Below are 17,923 nucleotides of genomic sequence, written 5' to 3' on the forward strand. Positions count from 1 at the left end.
ACTGCTGTTCTCACAGTGCACGGGCGCCTTCGGGCTTCTCCCTTCGCATTTCAGAGCATGGATGAGCAGTGCGCTGTGAGGCAAAGCCCTGTGCGTTGACAGGACATAGGGGGTGCGTCTGTGGCGTCTATCGTGATGGCGAAGCAACCGCGGCCCTCATACACAGGGCCTGCCCTCGTTCTCAGGGCACGACGAGTGTCGGTGGAATTCACCCGGCTCGATTCGAGCAGACAGCATTTGAGCGTGGCCGAATCGCCAAAGGCCGCCTATATCGGCCATGACTTGGATCGAAGTCGTATTCCCAGAGGGGTTTCCAGAGATGTCAACAATGCCCGTCGGCGGGTTGGTTCCGCAGGCCATCGACGATGCCGCGGACCTCGTCGTCCGCAACGCGAAGATCCACACCGGAGACCCGGGCCGTCCGCATGCGGAGGCGCTCGCCGTCCGCGACGGCGTCATCACGGTCGTCGGTGACGACAAAGACGTGGCTCCCCACATCGGTGCGGGCACGAAGGTGGTCGACGCGCTCGGGCGACGGATGATCCCCGGCCTCAACGACTCCCACCTGCACGTGATCCGCGGGGGCCTCAACTACGTACTGGAACTGCGCTGGGACGGCGTGCGCAGCCTGCGTCAGGGCCTGGCGATGCTGCGTGAGCAGGCCGCTCGTACCCCGAAGGGCCAGTGGGTGCGGGTGGTCGGGGGCTGGTCGGCCGAGCAGTTCGCCGAAGGCCGGCTGCCGACCGTCGCCGAACTGAACGCCGCCGCCCCGGACACCCCGGTCTTCGTCCTGCACCTGTACCAGTCGGCCGTGCTGAACCGGGCAGCGCTCAAGGCCGCCGGCTTCACCAAGGACACGCCCGACCCCAAGGGCGGCCAGATCGTACGGGGCCGGGACGGGGAACCGACCGGCATGCTGCTGGCCGCACCCAGCGCTCTCATCCTCTACTCGACGCTGGCCAAGGCGCCGACCCTGGAGAGCGCGGAGGACCGGAAGACCTCCACCCGGCATTTCCTCCGGGAGTTGAACAGGTTCGGCCTGACCTCGGCGATCGACGCCGCGGGCGGTTTCCAGAACTTCCCCGACAACTACGCCACCGTCATCGAACTGGCCAAGGCCGGACAGCTGTCGTTGCGTATCGCCTACCACCTTTTCCCACAGACTCCCGGTCAGGAGATCGACGATCTCGCCCGCTGGATCGAAATGGCCCGCCCCGAGGACGGGGACGAATGGCTGCGGCTGAACGGCGCGGGTGAGAATCTCACCTGGTCGGCCGCCGATTTCGAGAACTTCACCCAGCCGCGTCCGGAACTCGCCCCTGACTACGAGGCGGAGTTCGAGAAGGCGGTGCGCCTGCTCATGGAGAACGGGTGGGGATTCCGGCTGCACGCCACGTACGACGAAACCATCCGCCGTGACCTCGCGGTGTTCGAGAAACTCGCCGCAGACGGGCTTTTCCCGGCCGGAAACCGGTGGCTCTTCGACCACGCCGAGACCGTCTCCGCGGACAGCCTCGACCGCATCGCCGCCCTCGGCGGTGCGATGTCCGTGCAGAACCGCCTGTCCTTCCAGGGCGAGGCGTTCGTACGGCGCTACGGCCCCGGCGCCGCGGCGGACGCCCCGCCGATCCGGGCCATGCTGGACCGCGGCCTGACCGTGGGCGCCGGCACCGACGCCACCCGAGTCTCCACCTACAACCCCTGGGTCGCCCTGCACTGGCTCGTCAGCGGTCGCTCGGTCGGCGATCTGGTGCTGCGCCCGCCGGCGAACCGCGTCGACCGGCAGACGGCACTGGCGATGTTCACCCGCGCCGGCGCCGCACTGACCGGCGAGGACGAGGTCAAGGGCGTACTGCGGCCGGGATGTTACGCGGACCTGGCGGTCCTGTCCGAGGACTACTTCGCCGTGCCCGAGCCGGACATCGCACACATCGAGTCGCTGCTGACGGTGACCGGCGGCCGGATCGTCTACGCCGCCGCCGAGTACGAGGGGCTCGACGAGGAACTTCCCCCCGTCAGCCCGGCCTGGAGCCCGGTGGCGCACTTCGGCGGCTACCAGGCGTCCCGTCGGACGACCCTTCCCGGCGCCCGCCAGGCGGAGTTGCTCGGCCAGGCCGTCATCGAGTCGGAGCAGCACCGCCAGTGGCGCATCGCGCGTGGTCTCACCCCCGAGGCCGCGAGCACGCCCTTCGATCCCTGCTTCGACCTCTGAACTCCCGGAAGGGGCCCGGCCCTTGAGTCGCCCCTTCCGGGACACCACCCACAAGCTCCGTCCGACCGGACGGTTCTTCCCACGGCACGGACAGCAGTCCGCGCCACCGCTTAACGAGAAAGGCTCCACTCTCATGGTCAACATCTCCGAGGTCACCGCCGCCCCCAGCCCCGACCTGCTCACCCCGGACAACTGCGCGGTGCTGTTCATCGACCACCAGCCGCAGATGTTCTTCGGCACCGGCAGCGGCGACCGCACCGCCATCATCAACTCCACCGTGGGCCTGGCGAAGTCCGCGAAGGTGTTCGATGTGCCGGTCGTGCTGAGCACCGTGGCCGCCGAGACCTTCTCCGGCCCGCTCATGCCGCAGCTGGCCGACGTCTTCCCCGACCAGAAGATCATCGACCGCAGCACGATGAACGCCTGGGAGGACGTGAACTTCGTCGAGGCGGTCAAGGCGACCGGCCGCAAGAAGCTCGTCATCGCCGGTCTGTGGACCGAGGTCTGCGTCGTCCTGCCGGTGCTCTCCGCCATCGCCCAGGGCTACGAGGTCTACGTGGTCACCGACGCGTCGGGCGGTGTCACCCCGCAGGCCCACGAGCACGCGATCCAGCGCATGGTGCAGGCCGGCGCGGTCCCGGTGACCTGGGTGCAGGTGCTCCTGGAGCTCCAGCGCGACTGGGCCCGCACCGAGACGTACGCCGCCGTGGGCGACGTGGTCAAGGAGCACGCCGGCACCTATGGCCTCGGCATGGTCTACGCGTACGCCATGACCGGCACCCAGTCCGCCGGCTGATTCCCGCACCGGCACTGAAACGTCAGGAACAGGCAGGGACACGATGGACGCTGGACTGTTGATCCTCCGGCTGGCGGTGGGGTTGCTCATCGCCGGGCACGGTGTGCAGAAGGTGAGCTTCCGGCTCGGCGGCAACGGATTGGCGGGCGGGACCGAGGAGTTCCGCCGTGACGGATTCCGCGGCGGTCGGCTGACCGCCCTCGTCGCGGGAGCCAGTCAGATCGGTTCCGGCCTGTTCCTGGCGGCCGGCCTGCTCACGCCCCTGGCCGCGATGGCCGCCATGGGCGTGATGACAGTCGCGGGCACCGTCAAGTGGCACAAGGGGCTATGGGTCCAGAACGACGGCTACGAATACCCCCTCGTTCTCGTCGTCGTCTCCGCCGCACTGGCCCTCACCGGGCCCGGACGGTGGTCCGTGGACCACGCACTGGCCGTCACCCCCTGGCCGGTGTGGGTCTCCGTCGCCGCGATCGTGATGGGTCCCGCGAGCGGCTTGCTCACCCGCATGGTGCTGCACCGGCCGCCCACGGCGGCGGAAGGGAAGCGGTATGCGCAGGCTGCTGAGTGACGCGTTCCGCACCCTGGTACCGCGCGGGGAGGAACGTCACGGCCCGCTGCCTCCCCTGATGTTGATCCTGACGGTGGTCACCGGGCTGGTCGACGCGGTGAGCTATCTGGCGCTCGGGCACGTCTTCGTCGCCAACATGACCGGCAACGTGGTCTTCCTCGGGTTCGCTCTGGCGGGCGACGAGAGCCTGTCCGCGCTCGCATCCGTCGTCGCGATGGGCTCGTTCCTCCTCGGCGCGCTCGCAGGGGGCAGGCTCGGCACGCGGTTCGCCCTGCACCGCGGGCACCTGCTGCGCACGTCGACGGCCGTGCAGACGATCCTGGTCGCGGTCACCGTGGTGGTCGCCGCCGTATCGGACGGCCGGGTCACCCCCGGCGTCCAGTACACCCTGATCGTTTTCCTGGGACTCGCCATGGGCCTGCAGAACGCGGTCGCCCGACGCCTGGGCGTTCCGGACCTCACCACGACCGTCCTGACCCTGACCCTGACGGGCCTGGCAGCGGACTCCGCCACGGCCGGCGGCGAGGCGCCACGCCCCGGCCGCCGGATCCTCTCCGTGCTCGCCATGTTCCTCGGCGCCCTCGTCGGAGCGCAGCTGGTCCTGCACGGCCATCTCGCCCTCACCCTGGGCCTGACGCTGGTGCTGCTCGCGGTCACCTCCGTGATCACCCACCGTCTCTCGACCGCCGATGCCGCCTGGATACGGCCGCGGCTCTGAACAACACACCGGCCCACCGGTGGCACTGCGCCGAGGGAACACACCCCGTGCGCTGACGGTCAACAACGACCGGTGGGCCGGTCCTAGGTTTCCACGACGACAGTCGCCTGGCATACGCGACATCCGCCGGAGTCAACGCATCCGCACCCACCCGCCTGGACCGCCATGAGCACCGCTCCACCCTCCACGCCAACGCAGTCCCCCAAGCCGGATTCGGCGTGGGCCCCGCTCGCAGCGCGCGTCTTCCGGGCGCTGTGGATCGCCCAGTTGGTCTCCAACATCGGCAGCTGGATGCAGATGGTGGGCGCCCAGTGGCTGCTGATCGGGCACGACGCGGCACTGGTGACGCTCGTCCAGACGGCTTCCAGCCTGCCCGTCGTACTCCTGGCTCTGCCCTCGGGCGTGGTCGCTGACCGCTACGACCGTCGCAGGGTGCTCCTGGCCGCACAGTTGGCCATGCTCGCGGTCTCCGGCGCGCTGACCGCGCTGGCGTTCGCGGACGCGCTCACCCCGGTGCTGCTGCTGGTGCTCACGTTCCTGCTGGGCTGCGGGGCCGCGTTGATGGGCCCGGCCTGGCAGGCGATCCAGCCGGAGCTGGTGGAACGCCGTCAGCTCGGACAGGCCGCCGCGCTCGGCGGCGTGAACATGAATCTGGCCCGCGCCGTCGGACCGGCCGTAGGTGGACTGGTCGTGGCAGCGGCGGGCGCGGGGTGGGTATTCGCCTTCAACGCCGCTTCCTACCTCGGCATCGCCGCCGTCCTGCTGCTCTGGCGGCCTCCCCGGACGGTTGTCCCCGCCCCCAGCGGTGAGAAGCTGCTGACCGCCCTCGACGCCGGCCGTCGCTACGTGTGGTACGCACCCGGCATCCGCCGGGTCCTGCTGCGCATGATCCTGTTCATCCCTGGTGGCGCCGCCCTGTGGGCGCTGCTGCCGCTGGTCGCGAGCCGCTCCCTGCACCTGGGCTCGGGCGGCTACGGGCTGCTCCTGGGCGCGGTCGGCGTCGGAGCGGTCGCGGGGGCGTTCGTGCTGCCCCGCAGCAACCGGGTTCTCGGCGCCAACGGAACTCTGGGGGTCGGTGCCCTGGTCTTCGCGGGTGTCCTGGTGGTGCTGGCCACCGTACGCATCCCGTGGCTGGTGGCGGTGGCGCTGCTGTTCGCCGGTCTGGCGTGGATCGGGGTCCTGTCCACCCTCAACGCGGCCATGCAGACTCGGCTCCCGGGCTGGGTCAGGGCCCGTGGCCTCGCTGTCTATCTCCTTGTCTTCCAAGGCGGCCAGGCGCTGGTGGCGCCGTTGTGGGGCGCCCTCGCCGACCGGCTGGGGCTCGCCGTGCCCCTCCTGGCCGGCAGTGCGTTGCTGTTGGTCAGTGCCCTCAGCCTGCGGCGCTGGCCGCTGCACGGCGCAGAGGGCGTCGACCCCTCCCCATCCGAGCACTGGCCGGTCCCGCCCCTGGTGTTCGAGCCCGGGCCGGCCGCCGGCCCGGTGCTGGTCACCGTCTCCTACCGCGTCGCCCCGGGAAACCGCTCCGCCTTCAGTAACTGCATGCATCACGTGGCCCGTTCCCGGCGGCGAACCGGGGCCCTCACCTGGGGGCTGTACCAGGACGGACAGGATCCCGAACGCTTCATCGAGAACTACCTTGTCGCCTCCTGGTCCGAGCATCTCGCCCAGCACAGCGACAGACTCACCCTCACCGACCGCCGCTACGAGGAGCGGGCACGCCGTCTCCTCGTCCCCGGCACCCGGCCAGAGGTCACCCACGCGTTCGACACGTCATCGGGACCCGTCGTCCCGGAAGGAGGCGGCGCTCAGTGAGCAACGTCGAAACAGAGCCAACCGAGTCGCACCGCGGAACACCGGCCGACGACGAACGGAGCGCGAGGGTCCCGCACATCGACGTACTCGCCCCACGGGACGTCCCCCTCGGCGGCCCACGGGCGATGAAGGTACGGCGCACACTGCCGCAGCGCACCCGGCCCCTGATCGGAGCCTGGTGCTTCGCCGATCACTACGGCCCCGACGACGTCGCCGTCACGGGTGGCATGGACGTCGCCCCGCATCCGCACACCGGCCTGCAGACGGTGAGCTGGCTGTTCAGCGGGGAGATCGAGCACCGGGACAGCCTCGGCAGCCACGCGCTGGTACGACCGGGCGAGCTGAACCTCATGACGGGCGGGTACGGCATCAGCCACTCGGAGGTCTCGACCGCCCGGACGACGATCCTGCACGGCGTCCAGCTGTGGGTGGCGCTGCCCGAACAGCACAGGAACGCGGAACGCGACTTCAAGCACCACGTACCCGACCCCGTACGAATCGCCGGAGCCGAAGTCAGGGTGTTCCTGGGCTCCTTCGCCGGGGACGTCTCCCCCGTACCGACCTTCACGCCCCTGCTCGGTGCCGAGATCGTCCTGGAGCCCCACGCGGCCGTCACTTTCGCCGTCGACCCCGGCTTCGAGCACGGCCTTCTCGTCGACCACGGGCACGTCCGCATGGCCGACACGCTCCTGCACCCTGCTGAGTTGGGATATGCCGACACCGGTAACGACACGTTGACGTTGACGAACGAGTCGGACGACACAGCCCGGACGGTCCTGCTCGGCGGTACCCCGTTCGGCGAACAGATCGTCATGTGGTGGAACTTCATCGGCCGCAACCATGAAGAGATCGTCCGGGCTCGGGAGGACTGGCAGAACGCCTCCCAACGCTTCGGCGCGGTCGAGGGATACGACGGCGAGCGCCTTCCCGCGCCGGTCCTGCCGAACGCCGTGATCGCACCGCGTGGAAATCCACCGCGCCGTTGACTCTGATTGGGCGACCTCGCCGTCATACACAGCCCTCAGGCTGCCTCGCCCCCTTCGCTCCGCCGGCCCGAGCCCGTCGACGACGGCACGAGCTTCCCGCGCTGCTGCCCCAGGCCGCTTGGTTGCATCCGCTCGGCCGTCTGCCATTCGCGGGGAGACATTCCGTACGTGGCGCGGAAGACGCGGCTGAAGTGGCTCGGGCTCACGAGGCCCCAGCGCCGGCCGACCGCCGCCACCGTGAGGAGGGGGCCCGAGGCCTGCGACAGATCCCGCCTGCACCTTTCCAGCCGTTGCTGCAGGATCCAGCGGCTCACTGTGGTCTCTTCGTACTCGAAGAGCTTGTGGAGATACCGGACCGAGATGTGGTGCGCGCCCGCGACCACCTCCGGTGACAGGCCGGGATCGGACAGATTCCGAACGATGTATTCCTTGATCAGCGCCAGCATGGCGTGGGCCGATCCCGGCGCCTGCGGGTTCAGCTTTCCGGACCGCTCTTCGACCAGCAACGCCAGGAGGTCGGTTGCGATGATGCCGAGCCTGCGTCGGACAGACACATCGAAGGTCCCCATGCCCTGAGACAGGCGCGTCAGGTACGTCGCCACCAATCCGCTGCTGCCTCCGCTGCTGGAGAAGAGGGTGGCGGTCAGCGCCCGCAAGTCCTGCTCAGACACTCGTAGATCCTTACGGGGCAGGTGAAACGATGTGAAGCTGAACTCCTCCGCCAGTTCGTTCCGGAAGGGACGGCCGGAGTCGGCCATCGCGAACTCGCCAGGCTTCATGAGGACCTGCCTGCCGCCCTGTTCGAGCGCGCCCGTCCCGCGGTGCTGAAGCACGACAGTGACCCACTCATCGCCGTCCTTGGCGATCAGGCGTGGAGTGCGGGTGACCACCTGTGGGCCTGCCCGCACCGCGGACACCTGCAGGGATCCGAGCTGCTCGCTCGATATCGCCCCCACCGAGGGCTCACGCTCGAGCAGCTTCACCCCGAGCGGCATGAACGTGTTCGAAACCACCTCGTGCCAACATTCCGCCCGCTGGGACGGAGACAGCGGTGCGGTCGACAGAACGACAGACATGGGACCTCCTGCAGAGATGTGAGTGGATCAACCCGGCCGTCAGCCCAACTCCGTGCCCAGCCACCGGAGGACCTCAGGGGTCACCGGGTCGGCGATGTCGTTGAACTCTTCATGCCGGGTCAGGTACTTGGCCACATAGGGACAGACCGGCACGATGCGCTTGCCCGACCTGCGCACGTCGGTGAGTGCCTCATGGACCAGCTGCGCGGCCAGCCCCTGTCCGGCGAAGGCGTCGTCGACTTCCGTGTGGTAGAAGACCCGCTGCTCACCACGGTCGCGGTACGCGGTCAGGCCGACACGCTTGCCATCGACGAGGATTTCGTAACGGTGCCTGTTGTCTCTCCGCTCTACGGCCGGAGCGGCGGAAGACTGGGTCATCGGGATCCTTTCGGTTGGTGCGGGTAAGTCGCCGGCGATCAGCCGTCAGCCCGCGCGTTGGTGAGCGGCGAGCCGACGCCCGACGCTGCCAATGCCTGCCACTCGCTGGGGGACATTCCGTAGGCGTCCCGGAAGGTACGGCTGAAATGCGACGGGCTGCTGAAGCCCCAGCGGTGCGCCACAGCAGCCACGGTGACCGTTCGGTTCGACGTCCGACCCAGCTCGTGCCTGCAGGAGTCGAGCCTCCGCTGCCGCACCCACTGACTCACTGAGGTGCCGTCGTTCTGGAAGAGTTTGTGCAGGTAGCGGACGGAGATGTGGTGCGCGCGTGCGATCGATTCCGGTGACAGGTCCGGCTCCATCAGATGCTCTTCGATGAAGCTGCGGATCCGGGACAGCATCTCGCTGCCGGCCTTCGGTGCGCCGCACGTCTCCTCTCCCGCCTCTGTCTGAAGGAGTTCCATGACGAGGATGGCGAGGAGATCCACGGCACTACGGGCGAGCCGGTCACCGATCGCCGACCGGTGGAACTCCGCCTCGGCGGCGAGCGCGGACAGGAAGTCCGACACCAGCGCGCCCATGCCCTCGCTGTGCCGCACCGGCACTCCCAGGACACGGTCCAGGTCGGACTCCGAAACGCCCAAGTAGCAGCGGGGTACGCGGAAGAACGTCATCTGGCAGTCCTCGCCGAACTGCAGGAAGTGACGCCGAGCCGGATGACAGAAAACAAGGTCACTCGGCTCCAGGGAAACCTTGTCCCCAGCCCAGGTGATCGCGACCGACCCACGGACATGCATTCCCAGGTACAGGAATTCGTCATCACCGCCGTCGGGTAGTTCGGAAAGAATCCGAATAACCCCGCGATCAGAGGGAAAAAGGGGGTCGGATGCTTGCGCACTCCCCGTTTTTGGCACACGTGTCATCAAGGACTGGGTCATGAGAACTCCAACTGAATGTTAACCCAGGGGGCGAAGCCTAAATTTCAGATTCCTCCGCCAGGAACTTCTCCACCAGGGCATTGAAGGCGGCGGGGTTTTCGAGGAAAGGGAAATGTGAGCTTGCCACGTCGGTCGGGAAGACGTGAAGTCGTGCGTCCGGAATCTGCTCGGCGATGAAGCGCTGCGAACCGGGATTCACGTGGCTTCCGTCGCAGCCGATCACCAGTGTCGGCACATCGATCCTGGGAAGGACATCGCGCCAGTCCTGTGCACAGTGGTCGAACAGCAGGGGAACGCCGGCATAGGGCGGCGTCGATGTGATCTGCTCGGCGACGAAAGCCAGCATCTCGGGGTCAGGGTCGCCGGAGAACATGCCGCGTACGAAGTCCTGACGTGTCTTCTCACCGTCCGGTCCGGCGAGCGCCGCACCGAGTTCCATGAGTCCCGCCACGTCGAAGATGGCGCCGGAGTCCTGCTGCTCCTCGACCGTCATCCAGGGAACGGCCGCAACGGCCGCGGGCTGGTCGACGGCGACGAACCGCCGGATCCGGCCGGTGCCGTACTGGTCCATGAAGCTCCACCACACCGAGACGCCCATCGACCAGCCCAGGGCGTCGAACCGGTCCAGGTGGAGCTGGTCGACGAGTTCGAGCACATCGCGCGCCAGGCGGGCGATCCGGTAACCGTGGTGCGGTTTGCCGGACAGTCCGTGGCCGCGCAGATCCAGTGTGACGACCCGGCGGGACGGGGACAGGTCGCTGAGCTGGTGCCGGAACATCTCCTGCGTCTGACCCCAGCCGTGGAGCATGACCAACGGGACGCCGTCGCCTCCACTGTCGCGGTACACCAGCTTCGTACCGTCGTTCGTCGTCAGTTCTCCCACAGCTTCCCTACCCGGTGTCCAGCCTGCGCGCCAGGCTTGTCCTGCCTCTTCGGCAACCGAACACCGACGAGGACCAAGGCTGTCAGCGTTCGTGTAAGACATTCTCGGACATCGGCCATTTCGGCTGCCACCGCGCGTCGTAGGGATCTGGCTGAGGAGCTTTCTCTCTCTGTAGAAAGCCGCCGGACTCCGCGACGTTCGACGAGGTGACGTCAGACACCGATGTCCTCGGTCCGCGAGGCGAGGAGCTCCTCGATCCTGAGACCCATGTGCAGGATGAGCCGGTCAGCGCCGTTGTCCAGGTCGAGACCGGTGATCTCCTGTATCTGCCGCAGGCGGTAGTACAGCGACGTCCGGTGAAGCTGCAGTGCGTCGGCAGTCCTGGGGATCGAGCCGGCGTTCTCGAGGAAGCACCGCAGCGTGTCCCGCAGCCGGGGGTCACCACTGGCCTCGGTCAGGGTGCGCAGCGGCTTCGGAATCAGCGACTCGTTCAGGGCGTGCTCCGGTAGCTGCAGGAGCACGGCGAACTCCCCCAGCTCCTCCCAGTCACCCACGCCCTTCAGGGCGGGCAGCCGACGCGCCGCACGGACCGCCACGAGCGCCTGCTCGTACGAGGTCCACACGTCGGCCAGACCGGCCTGGCACCCGCCGATGCCGACCACAGGAGCGGCCGACGCGTCGAGGAAGGTGCCGAGCGCGTCGATGACGCGCCTGGACTGCTCGCCGAGTTCGTCCGGGCCCGGGGGCCGGTCGCGCACTTGGAGCAGGATCGCGCGGTCCTGCTCGATCGCCATGATGCCGTGCGCCGAACGCGTCCGCAGGAACCCCTCCACCGCGCCCCGGAGGGCTACCTCGATCTGCCCCGGAGGCTCCTGGCTCCGGGACACCTGGATGACGCTGACCCCGACGTACGGCGTCTCCCTCAGCAGCCCCCTGTCCAGTGCCCGCTGTCGGGCCGCGTCGCGGGCCGCCGGGCTGGTGCCGAGCAGTTCGAGCAACAGGTCCCGCGCGTCGGACTCCTCGGTGTCGGCCGCGAGGTGTTCCGCGTACATCTGCGCGGTCATGGCGCGCGCTGCTCGCGCGATGGCCTTCGTCTCCTGCTCGGTCAGTACCTGCTGCGGCACGACGATCATCATCAGGCCGAGGAGGTGGCCACGCTCCCGGAGCGGCACGACGTAGCGGGGCAGCAGCCCGAGGTCGTCCCGGCCGTCGACGAATCCGGGCTTGGACCACTGGGCCACGCCCTGCGCGAGGACGTACCGGATGGCCTCCCTGTCGGCGCGGCCCTGCAGCAGCGTGCGGACACGCACGGGGTCCTCGTCGCCGAAGTGCCGACTCGTGCAGATCATTCTGACCAGCGGGTCGTCGATCGCCACGGACCGGCCGAGCTCCTCCGCGAGTTCGTCGACGAGACACTGGAGCGCCTCACTGCCGGGGCGGGCTCGCTGGAGCCGTTCGGTCATGCCGAGTCCCTCTCTCGATGACCCCTTTCTACAGACAGTGGAACCCTGTCGGCAAATATTCGACAATGTGAGAAACGGCTGCGCTGCCCGAGCCGGTCTGTCAGTCGCTTTCCGCCATGAGCTCGGCGACGACCCGGTCCATGTCGATGTGCAGGTGCTCCGTGCCCGGCGGCACGACCAGATCGGTGTGCTTCAAGAACGCGGTGACCGCCGAAGCCGCGATGTCCAGCAGAGCGGCTCCCGCGGCGGACCTGACGACCACGCGCACCGCGGGCCGAGCGTGGCGGCGCCGGGGTATCACCAGGACGTCTCCCACGCCCACCGGTTTGCGCAGCCCTTCCGACAGCAGACTGCGGGCGAACACCCAGTCGACCGTGCCGGTCGACGTCCCCCCGAGGGAGAGGCACACGGCGTAGGGATCCGTCCTGTCGTAGCGCAGTTCCGCGGGCAGTGATATCGGCGGTTGGTCCGCGACGACGACGTGCACCACAACTTCGTGGGTGACCGAGATCTCGTCGGCGGCACCGGAAAACAGATTGCTCATTTCGCACCCCGATCATCGGGTCCCTCAGGGGAAGTTTCTTTGCGAACAACCTAAAACTTCCCATGGGGGCTCCTTGTCGAAGAACGTACGAGGTGTTGTCTGAGAAAGAAGAAGCGGCCGCGGACTTTGCCGGATTGGCGGATCTCACGAGAACTCGGGCGTGCGACGCCGATCCGCGAACGTCGCGCCACTCGCTGGGAGCCATCCCATAAGCGGACCGGAATGCCCGGCTGAAGTGAGCTGCGTTGGTGAAACCCCATCGGGGTGCCACTGCGTCGACGGTGAGAGCCGTATTATCCCCCTGGCCCAGATCCCGCAGGCACGCCTCCATTCGGCGGCGCTGGATCCACCGACTGACCGTGATGAGCTCGCCTTCCACGACTTCGCGCAGGGAGCGCACGGAAATGTCGTGGGCACAGGCAATCCTGGGGGTCGGCTCCGGATCGGCGAGATGCCGGCCGACATACGCCCGGATCCGCAGCAGCATCGCCACGTCACCGCTCGAGTTCCCTGCGGAGATCCTGCCGAGCCGCTCGTCGGCCAGGACGGTCAGGATGGCGACGGTGCCGAAGGTCCGGGACAGGGCCTCGCGCCAGTTGGTCCGTCCTTGGTGGTCAGGCACCGGAGCCGCGGTGAGCAGGTTGCCGGCGAGGCTTCCGCCATCGGGTACCGGTGCGTCTGGCATCGCACCTCGAACGTCATGTTTCAGAGCCACATCGTCATCATCACGACGGGGCCGGTTCCCGCACATCGCACGAATCGTGCGGCGGGGACCGGCCCGTCGTGTGATACCAAGCGATTACTCTGCGTTGTCGCGGCTTCTCGTCAGTTCGGTCAACTCGACGCGCGAGGTGAGGTTGAGCTTGGTGAAGGCTCGCCGCAGATGCGAGCTCACCGTGTGCGGCGAGAGGGAGAGGCGTTCCGCGACCTGCCGGTTCGTCAGCCCCTGTGCCACGAGTCGCACCACACCGACTTCCGAGGCGGTGAGCTCCGGCCACGCCTTCACGTTTCCCCTGGACGTGGCGCGCCTTTGGACGCCCGCGGCCCGCAGGCGGCGGCGGACCCGTGCGACGTCCCGCTCGGCGCCCGCCTCCGTGTAGAGGGCGAAGGCCGAATCGAGGTAGGGCACACCTTCGGACGCACGGGTGGCGGCCATCTTGCGTCCCGCGTCCTCCAGCGCCGACGCGCGGGGCAGTAGCCGGGGGCAGTCGTCGTACAGGCGGACCGCACGCAGGAGGTGAGTGAGGTCGTTGTCGAGCAGCCCGCGGGCATGAGCGGCTGATGCCGCCAGGATCGGGAAGGCGGGGTTGAGCCTGGCCCGTCGCTCCGCCGTGGAGACTGCCTGTGCGGCCCTGTCGTGGGCGCCGGCCCGCAGTGCCATGCGGACGAAGATCGGAGCGTCGGCGGGGTCGTCGGGACTGGCGAGGGAGGGTCTCTGCTCGGGGATCGCCACGGTTGCTTCGTCGAGCGCCTGCATGGCCCGGTCGGGCCGGCCCTCGAAGTCCGCCACCAGTGCCACCATCCACGAACCGACGTTGCGGACGAGCGGTGCCCCGTCGCTCAGCATCCGCTCCGCCTGGGCCGCGTACATGCGTGCGGCCTCTTGGTCGTTGGTGTGGACGGCGACACGCACCAGCGCGTACAGGAGCGTGGCGTCGGCGAAATTACCCATGCCCATTTCGTCGACCATCGCCGACGCGGCTTCGGCCTCGGCCCGGGCGTCCGCCAGCCGCCCGGCGTCCAGGAGTGCGCGCGAGCGGTTCGTGAGCCACAGGAGCATGGCAGCGGCCTGGCCCTGGCGGCGGGTGTCCCGGACGCCCGCCTCCGACTCCGCGAGAGCCTCGGCGGACCGGCCCGCCGCGTTCAGCAGAAAGCCCTGCCACAGGGCTTCCGGCACCCACAGGGAGTGGGCGATGCCCAGGTCCTTGGCCAATGCGGCGGCCCGCTCCGCCAGCCGGAACGACTCGGACCAGCCCATCCGGTAGAAGCGCACGACCGAGTCGACGGCCAGAGCGGTGGCCTCGGCGCCCCGGTCCCCCGCCTGCGCGGCAGCCTCCAGCGCGTCGGTCACGGCGTGGGCGCATGCGTCGATGTCGCCGGTGTTCGCCAGATTGAGGCACAGCAGTGCCAGCAGCTGGGCCCTCAATGGCGCGGGCAAGCCGGGCAGCGCCACTGCGGCACGGGCTTGCCGGACCGCCTCCATGAAGTCGAACTGGGTGGACAGGCGCGCCAGGCCGAGCCGTACCTGTGCCTCGTCCTCGGCTCGCATGATGCCGGGCAGGGATGAGTCACCCAGCGCCCGGGCACGCGCTGCCTGCCCGCTCTGCCAGAGCAGAAGAATCGTTTCTGAAACGATCGCGGGCCGTTCCGGCGCGTCTTCGGCGGTGAGCTCCAGGGCCCGCCAGCTGAGGTCGGCCGCCGGTGTGGAGGCGGTGGCGGCGAGTTCCGCCGCAGCGGTGCGCAGCCGCTCGATGGCCAGGCGGTCACCGGCCTCGGCGCTGTCGGCCAGCAGCGTGGCGGTCTCGACGGCGGGCGCGCCTTGTTCCAGCAGCACGTCGGCGGCATGGCGGCGCAGGGCCCGGCGCACGGAGACCGGCAAGCCGGCCTCGACTGCCTCACGGATCAGGTCGTGGCGGAAGTACAGACGACCGTCCCGCTCCGCCAGCAGATCAGAGTCGAGGGCTTCCCGTACCGCTGCGGCCAGGGCGGCGGCCGGTCTTCCCAGCAGCTCGGCGAGCAGGTCCACGGTGACCGAGCGGCCCACGGCGGACGCGGTCTGCACGACGTCGCGGGCCGGTTCGGAGAGCAGAACGAGGCGGCGTCCGACAGTGGACAGAAGACGGGCCGGGATGGCTTGGCCCGACAGCCGGGCGACCTCGTTCTCGACCAGTACGGAGTCCTCGTCGCGCAACCCGCCGAGCATCTCCACGAGCAGCAGCGGCAGACCCTCCGCGCGGCGGGCGACCTTCATGACCTCGGGATCGGGCGCTGCGCCCAGGACGTCCTCGGCGATCTGCGCGACCGCCTCGTCCGGGAGGGGCCCGAGGGGCAAGTCGTGAGCACCGGCCTGTCGCAAGCGGTCCAGTGTGCCCCGCACCAGGGGGGTTCCGGTCCCGCTGCGAACGGCCACGAGCCACAGGATCGCGTGCGACGACAGCCTCGCCGAGAGAGTACGCAGGGCCAGGAGCGTCAGATCGTCACACCACTGCACGTCGTCGAGGACGATGAGCAAGGGCCGGTCCAGGGCCATCTGCTCCAGCCGGTCCTGCAGCTCCTGGAGAATCCAGAACCGCTGGTCAGGTGCAGTGGAGAGCTCCCGCAGCTTCTCTGCATCGAACAGACGCTCGGCACCGGACAGCAGTCCGTCCAGCAGCGGACCGAGCGGCACGAACTGCTCGTCGGGATCCGCGCCGCCCCGGAACGCCCGGATGCCTTGCCGCACCGCGGATTCATACCCCTCCGCCAGGAGCCGGGTCTTGCCACTGCCTGGGGCGCCCTCGACACACACGACCCCGCCGTGGCCACGGGCAAGGGCGGTGAGTCGTGTGTCGATGAATGCGAGTTCCTCGTCCCGGCCGCGGACCGGCGCCTGTGCGGCACCCGTTCTGCCAGCAGGGAGCCGCTTCGTAGTCCGGTCCACGTGCCATCCCGAAAAGCCATGGCCGCACGGAATGCAACTCTGGCAGGCGTGCGGCGCGCTGAATCTGCGCGAAGCATGCCATACGAGTGTGAACAGCTGGAATGTCCTACGCCCCCGGCTCTCCGCGGAGAGCCGGGGGCGGTGACCTGCTCGACGCCAGGCCGGCCGGACCTGTCGTCACTGCGCGGCCCGCCCGCCTCCCGATCGGGTGGCTCTTACGTCCTCAGTCGAACCGCAGGTCGGAGAGCTGCCGCTCGAGCGCGGTGATGTCGTCCTCGGTCGTCTAGTGCCGCGGCAGGCAACGTTTGCCCGTCAAGGAGCGGCGGCCGGTGCGTGCTCTCGGCGTGCCGGCCGGAAGCCCTCGTACTGGACGTACTTGGGCTTTCGGCCGGTGCGGCGAGAGGGCGTGCCGGGCGTCGCGACGGGGCGAACGTTGCCTGTCGCGGCACTAGGGCCGGGCAGGCGGCCACCAGGGCAGCCAGTTCGCCGCCTGCCCGCCGTATGCGCGCGGGCAGGCCCTCGGTGTAATCGTCGCCGCCGGATCCCCAGTCCCCGGACGCCGCGTACACCACAGTGGGGATGACGACGGCGCGCAGGCAGGCGAAGAGCGCGCGGGGCATGTTCTTGGCCGAGCCGGTGAGGAGGGGGCGGCTACGCCTGTTCAGCTGTGTCCGTCCTGCCGTCACCGTGCGGTGAGGCCGCCCACTCGGCGTTCCGAGACCCAGTACAGGAGGGCCAGGAGCGGCAGAGCCCCGCCGAGAAGCGTCACCGCCGTCCAGCCGCCGACGTCGTAGGTGAGCGAGCCCAGCTGGGAGCCGACGGCACCGCCCAGGAAGAAGGTGGCGATGAAGGCGCTGTTGAGGCGGGCACGCGCATCGGGGTCGAGCTGATAGATGGTGTGCTGGCCGAGAATGAGGGTCGTCTGCACGGCCATGTCGATCAGGATCGCGGCCAGGCCCATCAGGACGATGCTGTGCTGTCCGAAACCGGCGAGCGCGAAACCCACGGCAGCGACGGCGAAGGCGGCACCGGTCATGGGCCGTGTCAACCTGCGGTCGGCCCAGTGCCCGGCAACCGGGGCCACGACCGCACCGGCCGCTCCGACGAGGGCGAAGAGGCCGACCCCCACCTCGGAGTAGTGGAACCGGGGCCCTGTGAGGACGTACGAGATGGTCGTCCAGAAGGCGCTGAACGAACCGAACATCGCCGCCTGGTACAGCCCGCGCCGCAGCAGCTCCGGGTGGGTGCGCACCAGCTGGATGGTGGAGCGCAGCACCCTGGCATAGGGGATGGTCGTGGTGGGCGCGTGCTGCGGCAGAGCGGTGCGCAGAGCAAGGGCGAGGAGAGCCATGAGGGCGGCGGAGCCGAGGTAGACGACGCGCCAGCCCGCGAGGTCGGAGACCAGGCTACTGAGGGTTCGGGAGAGCAGGATGCCGGCGAGCAGGCCGCTCATCACTCGGCCGACAATGCGGCCGCGGGCGTGGTCGGGGGCGAGGCTCGCGGCGAAGGGCACGAGGATCTGTGCGACGACCGACGTTGCACCGCTGATCAGGGAGGCGGTCAGCAGCATGGGGAAGTTCGGGGCGAGCCCGGCCGTGACGAGGGCGAGCGTGGTGACCGCCAGCAGCACGGTGATCAGGCGGCGCTTCTCCAACCGGTCGCCGAGTGGGACGAGGAAGAGCATGCCGACCACGTAGCCGACCTGAGTGAGGGTGATCAGCCAACCTGCACCCGCCGTGCTGACGTGGAAGGTGTCACGCAGTGAGGAGAGCAGCGGCTGGGCGTAGTACAGGTTGGCGACGGTCATGCCGGAGGCCACGGCCAGCAGCGCTACCAGCCAACCCGGCACGCCGTGCGAGGTCTTTCCTTTGGCGGCCAGGCGTGAGGCCTGGAGTTCGGGCGAATCGGA

General features: G+C 69.0%; 14 protein-coding genes and 2 pseudogenes. 6 read left to right on the forward strand and 10 right to left on the reverse strand.

What is annotated here, in order from left to right:
* Positions 1-319: 319 nt before the first annotated feature.
* From ACIREI_RS19610 to ACIREI_RS19635, 6 genes are all read left to right on the forward strand, one after another.
* Positions 320-2,212: an amidohydrolase gene (locus ACIREI_RS19610; RefSeq protein ID WP_403334256.1), complete on the forward strand. Its 1,893-nt coding sequence runs from the start codon at positions 320-322 to the stop codon at positions 2,210-2,212.
* Between the two features lie 133 nt (positions 2,213-2,345).
* A complete protein-coding gene (locus ACIREI_RS19615) occupies positions 2,346-3,008 on the forward strand; it encodes a hydrolase (RefSeq protein ID WP_403334258.1) in 663 nt (220 codons plus the stop codon).
* Positions 3,009-3,051: 43 nt separating this feature from the next.
* A complete protein-coding gene (locus ACIREI_RS19620) occupies positions 3,052-3,576 on the forward strand; it encodes a DoxX family protein (protein WP_403334260.1) in 525 nt (174 codons plus the stop codon).
* Positions 3,557-4,294 carry a YoaK family protein gene (locus ACIREI_RS19625; RefSeq protein WP_403334262.1) on the forward strand — a complete coding sequence of 246 codons (738 nt, stop codon included), beginning with the start codon at positions 3,557-3,559 and terminating at the stop codon, positions 4,292-4,294. Before ACIREI_RS19620 ends, ACIREI_RS19625 begins: the two co-directional genes overlap by 20 nt.
* Positions 4,295-4,459: 165 nt before the next feature.
* Positions 4,460-6,106 carry an MFS transporter gene (locus ACIREI_RS19630; RefSeq protein ID WP_403334264.1) on the forward strand — a complete coding sequence of 549 codons (1,647 nt, stop codon included), beginning with the start codon at positions 4,460-4,462 and terminating at the stop codon, positions 6,104-6,106.
* Positions 6,103-7,092 (forward strand): pirin family protein, encoded by a 990-nt coding sequence (locus tag ACIREI_RS19635; protein WP_403334266.1) that lies wholly within the window; start codon positions 6,103-6,105, stop codon positions 7,090-7,092. Before ACIREI_RS19630 ends, ACIREI_RS19635 begins: the two co-directional genes overlap by 4 nt.
* 35 nt (positions 7,093-7,127) lie before the next feature.
* Here ACIREI_RS19635 and ACIREI_RS19640 read toward each other — a convergent pair whose 3' ends face one another.
* From ACIREI_RS19640 to ACIREI_RS19685, 10 genes and pseudogenes are all read right to left on the reverse strand, one after another.
* Positions 7,128-8,168 carry a helix-turn-helix domain-containing protein gene (locus ACIREI_RS19640; RefSeq protein WP_403334268.1) on the reverse strand — a complete coding sequence of 347 codons (1,041 nt, stop codon included), beginning with the start codon at positions 8,166-8,168 and terminating at the stop codon, positions 7,128-7,130.
* 39 nt (positions 8,169-8,207) lie between these two features.
* Positions 8,208-8,546: a GNAT family N-acetyltransferase gene (locus tag ACIREI_RS19645; RefSeq protein WP_403334270.1), complete on the reverse strand. Its 339-nt coding sequence runs from the start codon at positions 8,544-8,546 to the stop codon at positions 8,208-8,210.
* 38 nt (positions 8,547-8,584) lie between these two features.
* Entirely contained in the window at positions 8,585-9,484 is a 900-nt protein-coding gene (locus tag ACIREI_RS19650) for a helix-turn-helix domain-containing protein (protein ID WP_403334272.1), read from the reverse strand.
* 37 nt (positions 9,485-9,521) lie between these two features.
* A complete protein-coding gene (locus ACIREI_RS19655; RefSeq protein WP_403334274.1) occupies positions 9,522-10,367 on the reverse strand; it encodes an alpha/beta fold hydrolase in 846 nt (281 codons plus the stop codon).
* A 212-nt stretch (positions 10,368-10,579) separates the two neighbouring features.
* Positions 10,580-11,830: a PucR family transcriptional regulator gene (locus tag ACIREI_RS19660; RefSeq protein ID WP_403334276.1), complete on the reverse strand. Its 1,251-nt coding sequence runs from the start codon at positions 11,828-11,830 to the stop codon at positions 10,580-10,582.
* Positions 11,831-11,930: 100 nt separating this feature from the next.
* Positions 11,931-12,374, reverse strand: a complete 444-nt coding sequence (locus ACIREI_RS19665) for an SsgA family sporulation/cell division regulator (RefSeq protein WP_403334278.1) — start codon at positions 12,372-12,374, stop codon at positions 11,931-11,933.
* A 196-nt stretch (positions 12,375-12,570) separates the two neighbouring features.
* Positions 12,571-13,125: pseudogene (locus tag ACIREI_RS19670) on the reverse strand (helix-turn-helix domain-containing protein); the annotation flags it as partial.
* A gap of 48 nt (positions 13,126-13,173) precedes the next feature.
* On the reverse strand, positions 13,174-16,014 hold the full coding sequence (locus ACIREI_RS19675) for an AAA family ATPase (RefSeq protein WP_403334280.1): 2,841 nt from the start codon (positions 16,012-16,014) through the stop codon (positions 13,174-13,176).
* 467 nt (positions 16,015-16,481) lie between these two features.
* Positions 16,482-16,628: pseudogene (locus tag ACIREI_RS19680) on the reverse strand (oxidoreductase); the annotation flags it as partial.
* Positions 16,629-16,696: 68 nt separating this feature from the next.
* A complete protein-coding gene (locus ACIREI_RS19685) occupies positions 16,697-17,863 on the reverse strand; it encodes an MFS transporter (protein WP_403334371.1) in 1,167 nt (388 codons plus the stop codon).
* Between the last annotated feature and the right edge of the window lie 60 nt (positions 17,864-17,923).

Origin of the sequence: Streptomyces sp. NPDC093591 (assembly GCF_044764885.1) — a bacterium.
In the GTDB taxonomy this organism is placed as follows: domain Bacteria; phylum Actinomycetota; class Actinomycetes; order Streptomycetales; family Streptomycetaceae; genus Streptomyces.